The organism is Pseudomonas sp. GW821-FHT11G12 (genome assembly GCF_058808055.1).
Window position 1 is genome coordinate 707,625 of sequence record NZ_JBXARH010000001.1, and the last position, 14,521, is coordinate 722,145.

A 14,521-nucleotide genomic window follows, 5' to 3' on the forward strand; every position below is an offset into this window, starting at 1 on the left:
GACACAACCCTCCCTGGGTCAGCATTTCTCACGGCATGCACCTTAGCACCGGGCGAAGGCATTGCCTGTTGGTTCGTGTTGTTTATGACGACTGCCGCACAAGGACGTTCCCCCATGAAGTTCGAGAAAAACACCGAGCTCGATCAGGCCAATCTGCGCATCATCATCGCCAGTATCGCGCTGGTTTACATGGGCGTGCTCGGTTTCCTGCCGGGCCAGCGCTTCGATACTTACCTTCCGGTGGTCACCTACATTTCCCTGTTTTTGCTGGCCTCCGTCGGGCTGCGCCAGGCCATCGTGCGCTGGCCGGGGCATTATCCGGCGCGGAGGATTTTCGGCATGATCCACGATTACACCGGCACCAGTTTCGGGCTGGTGGTCGGCGGCGAGGCGGCGTTGCCCATCTACGCGGTCATGGTCTGGGTCAATCTCGGTAATGGCATGCGCTATGGCTCGCGCTACCTGGCGATCGCCACGGTGTTGGCGTTGCTGGCGCTGTTGGCGGTCTATCGGCTGACGCCGTACTGGCAGGCGCAACCGTTCATGGTGCTGATGCTGATGATCACCAGCACGGTGATTCCGGTGTATGCGCACTTGCTGCTGGAACGCACGCGCAAGGCTTCCGAAGAGGCGGTCGCGGCGAATCTGGAAAAGTCGCGATTCCTGGCTCAGGCCAGCCATGACTTGCGTCAGCCGATCCATTCCATCGGGCTGTTTACCGCGTGCCTGCGCGAATCGAGGCTGGGCGAAGAGGAGCGGCGGCTGGTGGACAGCATCGACCGCTCGCTGCTCAACGTTTCGCAGCTGTTTCGTTCGATTCTCGATCTCTACACCCTCGACAACGGGCGGATACTGCCTCGATTGCAGACGCTTGAATTGGGCGAGTGGCTGGCGGATCTGGTGCGCCAGAATGCAGAAGCCGCGCGATGGGCGGGTGTGGAGTTGCGCCTTCGGCCTTGTGAACATTGGGTGCGCACCGATCCGGCGCTGCTGGCGACTATGGTGCAGAACGTGCTCTCCAACTGCTTCAAATACGGCGCGCACCGGCCGGTTCTGATCGGTGTTCGCAAGCGCGGCGCGGGGCTGGCCATCGCGCTGTATGACCGGGGCAGCGGGATTGCCGAAGAGCATTTGCCCAAGGTTTTCGAGGAGTTTTATCGGGTTCGCCAGTTGCGCGACAAGGACGTTGAAGGGGTGGGGCTTGGACTGTCGATTGTCCGGCGCCTTGGGCAATTGATCGGTGTCGATGTCGCGATCCGCTCACGGCTGGGGCATGGCACGGCGGTGACTTTGCATGGGTTGCCACTGGCGCCGCCGCAGATGCCGGTCAATCGGGAGGAGGCTCGGCAAATCGGTTTGCTGACGGGGTTGAAGGTGTGTCTGGTGGAGGATGATCGCAACGTTCTGTTGGCGACTTCTGCGTTGCTGGAGCGCTGGGGCTGCATCGTGCAGGCCGAGTTGACGGGGCAGGGGCTGGTCACGGATTGCGATGTGATCGTCGCCGACTATGACCTCGGTTCGCACAGTACCGGCATCGAGTGCATCGATGAGGTTCGCCGCCAGCGCGGTTATGCGGTGCCGGCCATGATCATCACCGGGCATGACATCGAAAAGATCCAGGCGGCCCTGCATGACCGCCAGATCGCCATTCTGTCCAAACCGGTACGCCCGGCCGAGCTGCGCGCGACCTTGCGTGCGCTGCGCGACCGGCAGACCGAAGCGGTCAGCGCTTACACAGATAGTCCTGCGTGATGGTGGTTTGCAGGCAGTTGTACTGACCCATGGTGCGGCAGATGTTTTTCTCCGAGCCCGACACTTCGGCGCTCTTGTAGCCCCAGACCTTGCAGCGGCCTTCAGCTGTGGCCAATCCCTGGGTTGCGGAGGTTTGCCCGCTCTCGAACTGGCCCAGCTCATAGGAAACCTGGACAACGCCGTCGGTCTTGCTGCCGCCGGTGGCTTCCCATTGCTTGGGGGTGGCGCAGCCAGTGAGAACCATGGCTGTGAGGCTGAGGGTGGCGATGAGTGTTTTCATGATCGAACGGAATCCTTTACCGGATGAGAGGGCGTTGTAACGGTTTACTGGACCGGAATCGGTGACGCGCCTTTGGGCAGGCAAGACAGTGGGGGCGTCATGATGCCCATGCTGGCCACCGCGATGATCGCGCCGCTGGGCAGCTCACAGTTGTATTCGCCGGCGGCGGTGTAGGCGGTGTAGTAGGTCAGCGTGCTGTCGTTGCGGATGTTGCCGATTTTGGAGACCGGCTTGCCGATGACGGTCTGGGCCCGTTCGCGCATGCTGTCTTCGGTGGGTTTTGCTGTCTGGCAACCGGTGGCGCCGATGAGCAGGGCGCCGAGAACCGTAATTCTGGCGAGGCTGAGGTGCAGTTTCATGGTGTTTCTTCCTTGGTGTTGTTGTTTTTCCAGGCACAACGATCCCGCGCACTGCGCGGCGGCAATGTTGGGGAGTGTCGGGGGTTGCGAGGGACTATAACGCCAGGGAACGAGGTGGTCGATTAGCACAAATGTGCTAGTGCGGCGCAATCGGCAGGCTGCCGATTGCGCCGAAAAGCATCACTGAGGGCTGTTGAACTGATCCGAATAGCTGCCCGTCATGAGGGCGGAAGCGACCTGGTCAGAGCCTACGCCAACGCGAGTGGACGCGAATCGACTGGCCCCCACTTTATCGCCGCCATCGGAGGCGAGGGCGCCCGCGCGGACATGGTCGGAACCGTCAGAAGCTACAGCGCCAGCGCCAACATGGTCGGAGCCGTCAGAGGCTACCGCTCCGGCACCGACATGATCAGAGCCGTCAGAAGCTACAGCGCCGGCACCGACATGATCAGAGCCGTCAGAAGCTACAGCGCCGGCACCGACATGATCAGAGCCGTCAGAAGCCACCGCGCCAGCGCCAACATGATCGGAGCCGTCAGAAGCCACCGCGCCAGCGCCAACATGATCGGAGCCGTCAGAAGCCACCGCGCCAGCGCCAACGTGATCGGAACCGTCAGAAGCCACCGCGCCAGCACCGACGTGATCGGAACCGTCGGAGGCCACAGCCCCAGCGCCCACATGATCCGCCCCATCCGAAGCCACCGCTCCAGCGCCAACATGGTCGGAGCCGTCAGAAGCTACGGCCCCGGCGCCGACATGATCCGAGCCGTCAGAAGCCACAGCCCCGGCGCCGACATGATCCGAACCATCCGAAGCAACCGCCCCGGCTTTGACATGATCCGCCCCATCAGACGCCAGCGCCTGAGCCTGCGCAGCCCAGACACTGGGCATCACCACAACCGATGCAGCGACCGCCAGGACAACGCCTGACCAAAGCTTGTGTTTCATGATTTTCTCCACGACCCATCAGCCACAAAGCATCCGAGCATTGCCCGTCATTGGATCCTCGACGGAAGGCTCGTTGGCCCGGGGTTAACCAGATTGGCGATTGGCACGGGCGCACCCCAAGGCGCACAGGTGTCGACGGTTTACATGAAATCCGGACAGCGAACTAAAAAGTATAGTTCGCCCTCGGCGGGTGGCAGGCTTAAGGGCCTTGCAGGCGATAGTCGGTTAACTTCCTTGCAGGCAGGCGCTAGAAGAAAATCAATCTAAAAACCACGCAGCGGATTGCAGTGCCTTTGCTAGGCTCAAGAATGTAGGCGAAGACGCAGACTGATGCGCAAGCGGATAGCGAGGAAGCGTTGGGCGCGTTCCGAAGGGTACACGGTTAGAAAGAACCCCGCGCTGGGTTCCAGCCCTTATGCCGTGTGAAGCAGCAGAGCACATTGCCTGTACTGTGAGAGTCCTGATAAACCTCGTAAGCCAGAGACCAGCACTGGCCGCCTACTCAAACACCAAAGCCCGCATCGTGCGGGCTTTGACGTTTTTGCGAGTTAGATACTGGCCAGCGCCTGCGCCAGATCCGCCCGCAGGTCTTCGATGTCCTCGACGCCCACCGACAGACGCACCAGGCTGTCACCGATGCCGAGCTTGGCACGGGTTTCGGCCGGGATGGTCGCGTGGGTCATGATCGCCGGGTGCTCGATCAGGCTTTCCACACCGCCGAGGCTTTCGGCCAGCGCGAAGATCTGCACGTTCTCCAGGAAGCGGCGTGCGCCTGCCAGATCACTGTTCAGATCCAGGGAAATCATCCCGCCGAAACCACGCATCTGACGCTTGGCCAGTTCGTGTTGTGGATGGGATTCCAGGCCCGGGTAGTAGACGCGTTTGACCTGCGGCTGTTGCTCCAGCCAGCGCGCCAGCTCCAGTGCGTTGCTGCAATGACGCTCCATGCGCAGTGCCAGCGTCTTCACGCCGCGCAGGGTGAGGAAGGCGTCGAACGGGCCGGAGATGGCACCGACGGCGTTCTGCAGAAAGCCCAGGCGCTCGGCCAGTGCTGGGTTGTCGCCCACCACCGCGATGCCGCCGATCACGTCTGAGTGGCCGTTCAGGTATTTGGTGGTCGAGTGCAGCACGATGTCGAAACCCAGTTCCAGCGGACGCTGGATCCATGGGCTGGCGAAGGTGTTGTCGGCCACACAGATGATCCCGCGCGCCTTGCAGATGCGCGCGATGGCGGCGAGGTCGGACAGGCTCAGCAGCGGGTTGGTTGGCGTCTCCACCATGACCATGCGCGTGTCGTCCTGCAGCGACGCTTCGAACGCCGACAGATCGGCCAGGTCGACGTAGCTGAAACGATGCCCGGCACTGCGCTGGCGCACCTTGTCGAACAGACGGAACGTGCCGCCGTACAGGTCATTGCCGGACACGATGTGCGAGCCGGCGTCGATCAGTTCGAGCACGGTTGAAATCGTCGCCAGCCCGGAAGCGAAGGCAAAGGCCTGGGTGCCGCCTTCCAGGTCCGCCACGCAACGCTCCAGCGCAAAACGCGTCGGGTTGTGCGAGCGGCCGTAGTCGAAACCCTTGTGCACGCCGGGGCTGTCTTGCAGGTACGTGGAGTTGGCGTAAATCGGCGGCATCAGCGCGCCGGTGGTCGGGTCCGGCGTTTGCCCTGCGTGGATCACGCGGGTGGCGAAGCCCTGAGGGCGGGCGTTCTTGTCGTGCTGACTCATGCGAGGGATCTCCGTAACTGATTGAGCATGTCGACGCGGGTGATCAGGCCGTGGAAGCCGGAAGCGTCGGCAATGATCGCCACCAGGCCGCTGCTGAGGACTGCTTCCAGTTCAGCCAGCGTGGCGCCGGGGGCGAGGGTTTGCAACTTGTCTGTCATCGCATGGGCGACGGGTTTGCTGAAGAGCGAGGCGTCTTCGTGTACGCGCACCAGAATGTCCGATTCGTCGATCACGCCGACCAATTTTTTGCCATCCACCAGCACCGGTAACTGCGAGACATCGGCCAGGCGCATGCGCTGGAACGCGGTCATCAGCGTGTCGTCCGGGCCAACGCTGACGACTTTGCCGTCTTCGAAACGTCGGGCAATCAGGTCGCGCAGATCGCCGTAGCGTTTGCGCTGCAACAGGCCCTGATCGGTCATCCATTGGTCGTTGTAGACCTTCGACAGGTAGCGAGTGCCGGTGTCGCAGACGAAGCTGACCACACGTTTCGGCACGGTCTGCTCACGGCAGTAACGCAGCGCGGCGGCGAGCAGGGTGCCGGTGGACGAACCGCCGAGGATGCCTTCGGCTTTCAGCAACTGGCGGGCGTGATCGAAGCTTTCTTCGTCGCTGATCGAGTAGGCGCTACGCACGCTCGACAGGTCGGTAATCGACGGAATGAAGTCTTCGCCGATGCCTTCCACCGCCCACGAACCTGCGGTGCCCAAGTGTTTGCTGCGGCTGTATTCAGCCATCACCGAACCGACCGGGTCGGCCAGGACCATTTCAAGATCCGGCTGCACGCGTTTGAAGAAGCGGGTCAGGCCGGTCAGCGTGCCGGCCGAGCCGACGCCGACCACGATGGCGTCCAGGTCATGCTCGGTCTGCGCCCAGATCTCCGGCGCAGTGCTGCATTCGTGGGCCAGCGGGTTGGCCGGGTTGTTGAACTGGTCGGCGAAGAAGGCGCCGGGAATGTCTTTCGCCAGACGGGCGGCGACGTCCTGGTAGTACTCGGGGTGACCCTTGCCGACATCGGAGCGGGTGATGTGCACTTCGGCGCCCATGGCCTTGAGGTGCAGGACTTTCTCCGTGGACATCTTGTCCGGCACGACCAGCACGACGCGGTAGCCCTTGGCGCGGCCAACCAGTGCCAGGCCCAGGCCGGTGTTGCCGGCGGTGGCTTCAACGATCGTGCCGCCGGGTTGCAGGCGACCGTCGCGTTCGGCGGCGTCAATCATCGCCAGGCCGATACGATCCTTGATCGATCCGCCGGGGTTCTGGGATTCAAGTTTGAGAAACAGGGTGCACAGGCCGGTATCGAAGCGGGTGACTTGTACCAGCGGAGTATTGCCGATCAGCCCAAGTACGGCAGGGCGTGATTCCTTTGACATTTCTTCACCTCTTTGTGGTGTTGATCGCGTTCCATTCGCGGGGGAAAAGCTCGCGTGCAACATAGGCGCAGACATCAACTGTCGCAACCTTTAGTCAGCGTGCAATTCAGCCATTTCGATCTAACGATAGAACGAAATCAGAGAGGGGAAGGGAGCGATTTACAGAGGTTTACACAGAGGCGTCATTGAGTATTCAAAGGGCGTCTTCAGCGTCACGGATGGCTTGATTCGGCAGTGAAAATCCTGCAGCGAAAATCGCTCAGTGATTGCTCATCAGGCCGTGCAGAACGCCCAGCCGCAATCCAGGCTCGGACGGCACCATTTGCGCGATCCCGAACACCTTGAATGCCGCCAGCATGACGACCAGGCCGCCGGGCAGAATGCTCTGGCGATGGGGTTGCAGGCCGGCCAGTTTCAGCTGTTGAACATTGCTGACTTCCAGCAGGCGCAACGACAGCCGCAGCAGGCCACCGTAGGTGATGCCGCTTTGGCCGTAATCGTTCAGGCGATTGGCCTTGAGCACTTTGGCGAGCATCCGCGCGGTGCCCGAAGAGCCGATCGTCTGCTGCCAGCCCTGGGCACGATAGCGACGGGCGACTTTTTCGAATTGCAGGATGGCCACCCGTTCGGCTTCTTGCAGGGCGCCGGCGGAAATCTCGCCATTGCGAAAGTAGCGCGCGCTCAAGGTGCCGCTGCCGATGGCAATGCTTTCGGTCAGCAGCGGCTGCGAGCCCTGGCCGAGAATCAGTTCGGTGGAGCCACCGCCAATATCGACCACCAGGCGCATGTCATCGGCGACCGGCAGGGTGTGGGCCACACCGGCATAGACCAGACGCGCTTCTTCATGCCCGGAAATCACATCGATGCGAAATCCCAGATGGCGTTCCGCGCTGGCCAGGAACAACTGCGCGTTGTCTGCCTCGCGCACGGCGCTCGTAGCGACTGCTCGCACACGACCGGGCTCGAAACCGCGCAGCTTCTTGCCGAACCGCGCCAAGGCCTGCCAACCGCGATCCAGCGCCATTTCGTCCAATGCCCGGCCGTCGAAACCTTCGGCCAGTCGCACTGGCTCGCGCAAGGTTTTGACCTCCTGAATCATGAAGCCCTTTCTGCTGCGTACCGACTGGCCAATCATCATGCGAAACGCATTCGAGCCCAGGTCGATGGCAGCAAACAGCGAGGTGTCTTCTTTCATGGGAGTCCTTGCAAATCTTCCGTCGGGAGGCTCGGGACGGTTTGCGAGGATTCTGCCGTGGGTTCGATGACAACCTGATGACGCGGGCGGGGCGGTTCAATGAATTCATCGCTGTCATGACACTGTCATTATCGGCCGCCTATTCTTGCCCCCAATACATCGCGTGCTTTTCATGATTTGGCTGCCAACTTCGGCAGCTTTTTTTTGCCTGCGATTTAGTGGACGAGCAAAGTTTGCAATCCGTGGCGGCGTACGATTAATATACGAACCATATACACTTCGTATCGGAAATTGCCATGGGCATTGTGAAGATTTCAGAGGACATGCACGAGAATCTGCGCATCTCCAGCAACGCACTCAGCCGCTCGATCAACGCGCAGGCCGAGCACTGGATGCGCATCGGCATGCTCGCCGAGCTCTATCCCGACCTTGATCACCACGCCATCTGCCGGTTGCTGATTCGCGCCGAGCAGGCGGGTGGTCTGGATCTGCAACAAATCTGTGCCCTGGCCGATGCCGCGCAGAACATCCCGGTTCAAGAGGCAGCCAAGGCATGAGAAACCCGATCAAGATCAACACCCAGGCAGAAATCGCCCAGTCGCGCGAGGCCGGCAAACTGGCCGCCGAGGTGCTGGCGATGCTGGTGCCGCACGTCAAGGCTGGCGTTACCACGGATCAGCTCGACCGCTTGTGCAACGATTACATCGTCAACGTGCAGAAAGCGATTCCGGCCAATGTCGGTTATCACGGCTTCCCGAAAACCGTCTGCGCGTCGGTCAACGAAGTGGTCTGCCATGGCATTCCATCGGGTCGGGTGCTGAAGGATGGCGATATCGTCAACCTCGACATCGCCGTCATCAAGGATGGCTGGTTCGGCGACACCAGCCGCATGTACGTGGTCGGCGAACCAACACCCGAGGCGCGGCACCTGATCAAGACCACTTACGACGCCATGTGCGCCGGCATCCGCATGGTGCGGCCGGGCGCGACGCTGGGCGACATCGGCCATGCGATTCAAAGCCTGGCGGAAAAGGAAGGGTTCAGCGTGGTGCGCGAGTATTGCGGACACGGGATCGGCAAGGTCTATCACGATGAGCCGCAAGTGCTGCATTACGGTTATCCCGAGCAGGGCCTGAAGCTGAAGGCGGGGATGATTTTCACCATCGAACCGATGCTCAACGCCGGCAAGCGCCATGTGAAGAGCCTGGCTGATGGCTGGACTGTCGTGACCAAGGATCAATCGTTGTCGGCACAGTGGGAGCACATGATTGCGGTGACGGAAGACGGGTTTGAAGTGTTGACGGCTTGGCCTGATCAGATTGAGGGGTTTGCGGCTATCAAATGAGACCGCGTCGGCCGCTGGCCCTCACCCCAGCCCTCTCCCGGAGGGAGAGGGAGCCGATTGGGGAATATTGGAGAATTACGCCGACCTGAAAGCTCCGCAGTGAATCCATAACCGCCGCCGACCAGAATGCTGTGCCGAATCCATAATCAACTCGGTTTTTCAGGTCGATGTACAGCGCAAGACACCTCGGTCGGCTCCCTCTCCCTCCGGGAGAGGGCTGGGGTGAGGGCGGGCAGGTGACGCGTTCTTAATGAGCGCCAGCAGCTTTGTTCAAATCACTCTCCGCCCACTCGGTATAGACGCATGCATCAGCAGTCGCCCAGCGCACCTGCACCGGATCCCCAGCCTTCAACGGCATCCCCGCCGCCGACAATGCTTTCACCGTCATCGACGTCCCGCCCGAAGTCACCACACTGCACGTCTGGCTCTCACCCAGAAACAACACCTCAACCACCTTCGCCGAAACCTCGTTCCAACTCGCTGCCAACGGCTCGTCATTCGCCTGTAGCGCACTCAACGCCAACGCCTTTTCCGGACGCACCATCAGCAGCACATCCTGACCAGTCTGCAATCCAGCGGTAAGCCGGATCGCCAGCGACTGCCCTTCAAAATTCGCCGCCCCGTTGCCCTGAGCCTTGAGCTTGAGGAAGTTCGAGTTGCCAAGGAACGACGCCACAAACGCATTCGGCGGATTCTGGTACAGGTCATAACCGCTGCCGAGCCCGACAATCTTGCCGTGACTGAAAATCGCGATGCGCTGTGACAGGCGCATGGCTTCTTCCTGGTCGTGGGTCACGTAGACGATGGTGATGCCGAGGCGACGGTGCAGCTGGCGCAACTCATCCTGCAAGTCTTCGCGCAGTTTCTTGTCCAGCGCACCAAGAGGTTCGTCCATCAGCAGGATGCGTGGTTCGTAAACCAACGCTCGTGCAATGGCGACTCGCTGCTGCTGGCCGCCGGACAGTTGCGAAGGGCGGCGATGGGCGAATTGCTCGAGCTGCACCAGTTTCAGCATCGCATCGACACGTTTGTCGCGCTCGGCAGCCGCGAGTTTGCGGATCGCCAGCGGGAACGCGATGTTGTCGCGCACCGACAGATGCGGGAACAGCGAATAACGCTGGAACACCATGCCGATGTCGCGCTTGTGCGGCGGCACGTTGACCAGCGACTGGCCGTTGACCAGGATCTCGCCGCTGCTCGGGGTTTCGAAGCCGGCGAGCATCGACAGCGTGGTGCTTTTGCCCGAGCCACTGGAGCCGAGGAAGGTCAGGAATTCGCCGTCCTTGATGTCCAGCGAGATGTTGTCCACGGCCGCGAAATCGCCGTAGTGCTTGTTCAGGTTGCGCAGGCTGACCAGGGGTTTGTCGTTCTGCTGGGATGCGTCTTTGATCACGGCACTCATGTCGTACTCCTGGCGCTCAGGCGCTGATTTCGTTGCGCCGACGCAGGGCGGCGGCGATCACCATGACCAACACCGACAGGCCGATCAGCAGCGTCGAGGCGACGGCGATCACGGGCGTCAGGTCCTGGCGCAGGGTGGTCCACATTTTCACGGGAAGGGTTTGCAGGGTCGGGCTGGCCATCATCACGCTGAGCACCACTTCGTCCCACGAAACCAGAAAGGCGAAGAGGGCGCCGGCCACCATCCCCGGACGAATCGCCGGAAAGGTCACCTTGAACACCGCTTGCAAGCGTGACGCACCGCAGATCACTGCCGCGTCCTCAATCGACTGATCGAACAGCTTCAGCGAGTTGATGATCGAGATAATGGTGAACGGCAGCGCGACGATCACATGGCTGACGACGAAGGCGAACATCGTCCCGGTATAACCGAGCTTGAGGAACAGCGCGTACACCGCCACGGCGATGATCACCAGCGGCACGATCATCGGCAGGGTGAACAGGCCGTAGAGCATTTCCCGGCCGGGAAAGCGCCCGCGCACCAAGGCAAATGCGGTCGGCAAACCGAGGGCGACGGCGCAGATCGTGGTCAGTACCGCAACCTTGAGGCTGGCCAGTGCTGCGCTCATCCAGTCCGCATTCGAGAAAAACTGGCCATACCATTTCAGCGTCCAGCCCGGCGGCGGGAACACCAGCCACTGGGACGAGCCGAACGACAGCAGCACGATGAAGACGATCGGCAGCAGCAGAAACAGCGCTATCAGCCCGGTGGTGGCGTACAGGCCGAAGCGCATCCGGCGGCTCATGGCGTTGGGAGTCAGGAGCATTTCGGCTTACCTCGCGTTACTGGCGCCAACCGGGGATTCCGGTTGAAGCTTCAGGTAGAAGTAGAACAGCACCAGGGTGATGACTATCAGCAACGCGGCGCCGGCGCTGGCCAGGCCCCAGTTGAGGAACGACTGCACCTGCTGAATGATGAATTCCGGCAGCATCATGTTCTGCGCCCCGCCCAGCAGTGCCGGGGTGACGTAGTAACCGAGCGACATCACGAACACCATCAACCCGCCGGACGCCAGCCCCGGCCGGCACAGCGGCAGGAACACCCGGAAGAAGTTGGTCCACGGGCTGGCGCCACAGATCGAACCGGCCTGCAGAATCATCGGGTCGATGGCCTGCATGGTCGCCTGCAACGGCAGCACGATGAACGGGATCATGATGTAGCTCATGCCGATCACCACGCCGGTCAGGTTGTGCACCATTTCCAGTGGCTGATCGATGATGCCCACGGCCATCAACGCTTTATTGATGACGCCCGAAGCCTGCAACAGCACCAGCCACGAATAGGTGCGGGCGAGGAGGCTGGTCCACATCGACAGCAGCACGATGTTGAGGATCCAGCGGCCCCAGCCCCGTGGCACCAGGGTGATTGCCCAGGCCAGCGGAAAACCCAGCAGCAGGCTGAACACGGTCACCAGTCCCGCTACTGAGAAGGTGTTGAACAGCACCCGGGCGTACGCCGAGTTGGCGAACAATTGTTCATAGTTGCCAAGGCCCGGCACCGGTTCCAGCACGCCGCGCAACAGAAGGCCAATCAACGGCGCAAGAAAGAACAGACCGAGGAACAGCAGTGCCGGCAGCAGATTGCCGGCGCCGCGCCAGCGTTGTTTCAGGGACGGGGCTTGCGCCATTGCACTCGCCTTTTTTCCGGCGGCCGACCCGGCAGCGCTGGCGGCGCTCCCGGTGGCAGTGGAGGGACGGGACGCGGTGGCCGCCATTTTCATTTGACCAGCCATTCGTTCCACCGTGTCGCGATGGCCTGGCCGTTCTTGGCCCAGTACGCGAAATCAAGAGTGATCTGATCCTTAGCGTAGGCAGTCGGCAGGTTCGGGGCCAGCGTCGAGTCCAGACGCGCCACGCTGTCGACGTTGACCGGGGCGTAGGCGGTCAGGTTGGAGAAGTCGGCCTGGCCCTTGGCACTGCTGGCGCTGGCCAGGAACTTCATCGCCGCGTCCTTGTTTTTCGAGCCCTTTGGCACCACCAGAATGTCGGCCATGACCAGGTTTTGCTTCCAGCTCACGCCGACCGGTGCGCCGTCTTCTTGCAGGGCGTGAATCCGGCCGTTCCAGAACTGCCCCATGCTCGCTTCACCGGAGGCCAGCAGTTGCTGCGACTGCGCGCCGCCGCCCCACCAGACGATGTCTTTCTTGATGGTGTCGAGTTTCTTGAAGGCGCGATCGAGGTCCAGCGGATAGAGCTTGTCGGCGGGTACGCCGTCGGCGAGCAACGCCAGTTCAAGCACGCCGGGACTCGGCCATTTGTACAGGGCGCGTTTGCCGGGGAAGGTCTTGGTGTCGAACAGCGCGCTCCAGTCCTGCGGTTTGTTGGCGCCGAGTTTGCCCTCGTTGTAGCCGAGGACGAAGGAGAAGAAGAACGAACCGACGCCGTAGTCGCTGACGAAACGCGGGTCGATCTTGTCGCGCTGGATCTGTTTGAAATCGAGGGGTTCGAGCAGGCCTTCGGAGGCGGCGCGCAGGGCGAAATCGGCTTCGACGTCGACCACGTCCCATTGCACGTTGCCGCTTTCGACCATGGCTTTGAGTTTGCCGTAGTCGGTCGGGCCGTCCTGCACAACGGTGATGCCGCTGGCCTTGCTGAATGGATCGGCCCAGGCCTGTTTCTGCGCATCCTGGGTGCTACCGCCCCAGCTGACAAAGTTCACACTCTCGGCGGCCATCGCGGCCTGACCGGTCACGCTCAGCAGTCCCGCAAGAAAGATCGCGGTTGCAGCTTTGTTCAACACCATTTTTACGCCCTCATTGTTGTGTTTTTGAGCGGGCTTGCGTTGTTGCCCGCCTGTCGGGAGCAGTAGCTGGACGGCTTTTCAGGTCGTCCGGTCTATGGAATATCATATTATGGTATTCCAAACATTGTGCAAGCACTTTGCCTTACCGGCTATCTGGCAAACGGGGTTATTCGGTGAACGGAATGCTCTCGACCACCTCAAGATCGTAGCCGGTCAAACCGGCGTATTTGAGCGGTGGGCCCAGGTGACGCAGCTTGCCGACGCCCAGGTTCTGCAGAATCTGCGCCCCGGTTCCCACCTCGGAATAGATCCGCGATTGCGAACGACTGAACTGCCGTGGCGGCTGAGTCAGTTGCGGCACCCGCTCCAGCAAAGCCTGGGAAGACTCATGATTGGCCAGCACCACGACCACGCCATGCCCTTCGGCGGCGACACGTTGCAGCGCTGCCCATAGCGTCCAGTTCGTCGGCCCGCTGTACTCGGCGCCGACCAGATCCCGTAGCGGATCGATCACATGCACGCGCACCAGCGTCGGTTCTTCGCGACGCAATTCGCCCATGACCATCGCCATGTGCACACCACCCTCGATGCGATCTTCGAAAGTGATCAAGCGAAACGTGCCATGCACCGTCGGCAACTCCCGTTCGCCGATGCGCTCAATGGTGTGTTCGGTGCTCAGGCGATAGTGGATCAGGTCTGCAATGGTGCCGATCTTGATCCCGTGCTTGCGCGCAAAAACTTCCAGATCCGGGCGGCGGGCCATGGTGCCGTCGTCGTTCATCACTTCGACGATCACCGAGGCGGGCGTGAACCCCGCCAGATGCGCCAAGTCGCAACCTGCCTCGGTGTGACCGGCACGGGTCAGCACGCCACCTTCCTTGGCGCGCAACGGAAAGATATGGCCGGGCTGCACCAGGTCTTCTGCGCGAGCATTGGGCGCCACCGCAGCGGCCACCGTACAAGCGCGGTCAGCAGCGGAAATGCCCGTAGTCACGCCGACCGCCGCTTCGATGGAGACGGTGAACGCGGTACTGAACACGCTGCCATTGCTCGGCACCATTTGCTCCAGCCCCAGGCGCTGGCAATGATCGTCAGTCAACGTCAGGCAGATCAGCCCCCGAGCCTCACGGGCCATGAAACTGATCGCCTCGGGCGTGCAACGATCAGCGGCCAGCAGCAGGTCGCCTTCGTTTTCCCGGTCTTCGTCATCGACCAGCAACACCATTTTGCCGAGGCGATAATCTTCGATGATTTCTTCGATGCTGTTGAAGGCCATGCTGGACTCTCGATGTGGATGAAATTCGTGGTATACCATAATACAAATTCAACTGAGAGGTC

14 protein-coding genes are annotated in these 14,521 nt (G+C 61.4%); 4 read left to right on the top strand and 10 right to left on the bottom strand.

All coding sequences use genetic code 11. The features are described 5' to 3' along the window. The first annotated feature begins 114 nt into the window (after positions 1–114). Positions 115–1,752 carry a hybrid sensor histidine kinase/response regulator gene (locus AC1RR7_RS03280; RefSeq protein ID WP_273540858.1) on the top strand — a complete coding sequence of 546 codons (1,638 nt, stop codon included), beginning with the start codon at positions 115–117 and terminating at the stop codon, positions 1,750–1,752. Here the strand turns inward: AC1RR7_RS03280 and yecR are convergent. Then, on the bottom strand, positions 1,724–2,032 hold the full coding sequence (yecR, locus tag AC1RR7_RS03285) for a YecR family lipoprotein (RefSeq protein WP_273540857.1): 309 nt from the start codon (positions 2,030–2,032) through the stop codon (positions 1,724–1,726). The two genes, AC1RR7_RS03280 and yecR, sit on opposite strands and share 29 nt — an antisense overlap. A gap of 44 nt (positions 2,033–2,076) precedes the next feature. Beyond that, positions 2,077–2,391 (bottom strand): hypothetical protein, encoded by a 315-nt coding sequence (locus tag AC1RR7_RS03290; RefSeq protein ID WP_273540855.1) that lies wholly within the window; start codon positions 2,389–2,391, stop codon positions 2,077–2,079. Between the two features lie 327 nt (positions 2,392–2,718). Here AC1RR7_RS03290 and AC1RR7_RS03295 point away from each other — a divergent pair, with 327 nt between their 5' ends. Continuing rightward, positions 2,719–3,321: a hypothetical protein gene (locus AC1RR7_RS03295; RefSeq protein ID WP_493156094.1), complete on the top strand. Its 603-nt coding sequence runs from the start codon at positions 2,719–2,721 to the stop codon at positions 3,319–3,321. A 566-nt stretch (positions 3,322–3,887) separates the two neighbouring features. Here AC1RR7_RS03295 and AC1RR7_RS03300 read toward each other — a convergent pair. The 3 genes from AC1RR7_RS03300 to AC1RR7_RS03310 all read right to left on the bottom strand — a co-directional run bounded on the left by AC1RR7_RS03300 (position 3,888) and on the right by AC1RR7_RS03310 (position 7,634). After that, positions 3,888–5,066, bottom strand: a complete 1,179-nt coding sequence (locus AC1RR7_RS03300) for a cystathionine gamma-synthase (RefSeq protein WP_085711347.1) — start codon at positions 5,064–5,066, stop codon at positions 3,888–3,890. Next, positions 5,063–6,439 carry a pyridoxal-phosphate dependent enzyme gene (locus AC1RR7_RS03305; RefSeq protein WP_493064991.1) on the bottom strand — a complete coding sequence of 459 codons (1,377 nt, stop codon included), beginning with the start codon at positions 6,437–6,439 and terminating at the stop codon, positions 5,063–5,065. The genes AC1RR7_RS03300 and AC1RR7_RS03305 overlap by 4 nt, the downstream gene beginning before the upstream one ends. A gap of 259 nt (positions 6,440–6,698) precedes the next feature. Beyond that, positions 6,699–7,634 (bottom strand): Ppx/GppA family phosphatase, encoded by a 936-nt coding sequence (locus tag AC1RR7_RS03310; RefSeq protein ID WP_096820075.1) that lies wholly within the window; start codon positions 7,632–7,634, stop codon positions 6,699–6,701. A gap of 296 nt (positions 7,635–7,930) precedes the next feature. On the opposite strand from AC1RR7_RS03310, the gene AC1RR7_RS03315 reads away from it, so the two are divergent. Together AC1RR7_RS03315 and map are read left to right on the top strand one after the other, a co-directional pair. Further along, on the top strand, positions 7,931–8,191 hold the full coding sequence (locus AC1RR7_RS03315; RefSeq protein ID WP_085711344.1) for a ParD-like family protein: 261 nt from the start codon (positions 7,931–7,933) through the stop codon (positions 8,189–8,191). Continuing rightward, positions 8,188–8,979: a type I methionyl aminopeptidase gene (gene map, locus AC1RR7_RS03320; RefSeq protein ID WP_493156096.1), complete on the top strand. Its 792-nt coding sequence runs from the start codon at positions 8,188–8,190 to the stop codon at positions 8,977–8,979. Before AC1RR7_RS03315 ends, map begins: the two co-directional genes overlap by 4 nt. A 247-nt stretch (positions 8,980–9,226) precedes the next feature. On the opposite strand, the gene AC1RR7_RS03325 is transcribed toward map, so the two are convergent. The 5 genes from AC1RR7_RS03325 to ribBA form a co-directional block, all read right to left on the bottom strand. Then, positions 9,227–10,381, bottom strand: a complete 1,155-nt coding sequence (locus tag AC1RR7_RS03325) for an ABC transporter ATP-binding protein (protein WP_493156098.1) — start codon at positions 10,379–10,381, stop codon at positions 9,227–9,229. 16 nt (positions 10,382–10,397) lie between these two features. Then, entirely contained in the window at positions 10,398–11,207 is an 810-nt protein-coding gene (locus AC1RR7_RS03330; RefSeq protein WP_096820071.1) for an ABC transporter permease, read from the bottom strand. A 6-nt stretch (positions 11,208–11,213) separates the two neighbouring features. After that, entirely contained in the window at positions 11,214–12,161 is a 948-nt protein-coding gene (locus tag AC1RR7_RS03335) for an ABC transporter permease (RefSeq protein WP_493156959.1), read from the bottom strand. After that, positions 12,158–13,183 (bottom strand): ABC transporter substrate-binding protein, encoded by a 1,026-nt coding sequence (locus AC1RR7_RS03340; RefSeq protein ID WP_096820069.1) that lies wholly within the window; start codon positions 13,181–13,183, stop codon positions 12,158–12,160. The genes AC1RR7_RS03335 and AC1RR7_RS03340 overlap by 4 nt, the downstream gene beginning before the upstream one ends. A 166-nt stretch (positions 13,184–13,349) precedes the next feature. Beyond that, the gene (gene ribBA / locus AC1RR7_RS03345) at positions 13,350–14,459 is read right to left on the bottom strand and encodes a bifunctional 3,4-dihydroxy-2-butanone-4-phosphate synthase/GTP cyclohydrolase II (protein ID WP_493156100.1); all 1,110 of its coding nucleotides are present in this window, start codon (positions 14,457–14,459) and stop codon (positions 13,350–13,352) included. Positions 14,460–14,521 lie beyond the last annotated feature (62 nt).

Excerpts from the sequence above, each read along its gene's own strand:
- AC1RR7_RS03280 (WP_273540858.1), top strand. The coding sequence starts at position 115 with ATGAAGTTCGAGAAAAACACCGAGCTCGATCAGGCCAATCTGCGCATC.
- yecR (WP_273540857.1), bottom strand. The coding sequence starts at position 2,032 with ATGAAAACACTCATCGCCACCCTCAGCCTCACAGCCATGGTTCTCACT.
- AC1RR7_RS03290 (WP_273540855.1), bottom strand. The coding sequence starts at position 2,391 with ATGAAACTGCACCTCAGCCTCGCCAGAATTACGGTTCTCGGCGCCCTG.
- AC1RR7_RS03295 (WP_493156094.1), top strand. The coding sequence starts at position 2,719 with ATGGTCGGAACCGTCAGAAGCTACAGCGCCAGCGCCAACATGGTCGGA.
- AC1RR7_RS03300 (WP_085711347.1), bottom strand. The coding sequence starts at position 5,066 with ATGAGTCAGCACGACAAGAACGCCCGCCCTCAGGGCTTCGCCACCCGC.
- AC1RR7_RS03305 (WP_493064991.1), bottom strand. The coding sequence starts at position 6,439 with ATGTCAAAGGAATCACGCCCTGCCGTACTTGGGCTGATCGGCAATACT.
- AC1RR7_RS03310 (WP_096820075.1), bottom strand. The coding sequence starts at position 7,634 with ATGAAAGAAGACACCTCGCTGTTTGCTGCCATCGACCTGGGCTCGAAT.
- AC1RR7_RS03315 (WP_085711344.1), top strand. The coding sequence starts at position 7,931 with ATGGGCATTGTGAAGATTTCAGAGGACATGCACGAGAATCTGCGCATC.
- map (WP_493156096.1), top strand. The coding sequence starts at position 8,188 with ATGAGAAACCCGATCAAGATCAACACCCAGGCAGAAATCGCCCAGTCG.
- AC1RR7_RS03325 (WP_493156098.1), bottom strand. The coding sequence starts at position 10,381 with ATGAGTGCCGTGATCAAAGACGCATCCCAGCAGAACGACAAACCCCTG.
- AC1RR7_RS03330 (WP_096820071.1), bottom strand. The coding sequence starts at position 11,207 with ATGCTCCTGACTCCCAACGCCATGAGCCGCCGGATGCGCTTCGGCCTG.
- AC1RR7_RS03335 (WP_493156959.1), bottom strand. The coding sequence starts at position 12,161 with ATGAAAATGGCGGCCACCGCGTCCCGTCCCTCCACTGCCACCGGGAGC.
- AC1RR7_RS03340 (WP_096820069.1), bottom strand. The coding sequence starts at position 13,183 with ATGGTGTTGAACAAAGCTGCAACCGCGATCTTTCTTGCGGGACTGCTG.
- ribBA (WP_493156100.1), bottom strand. The coding sequence starts at position 14,459 with ATGGCCTTCAACAGCATCGAAGAAATCATCGAAGATTATCGCCTCGGC.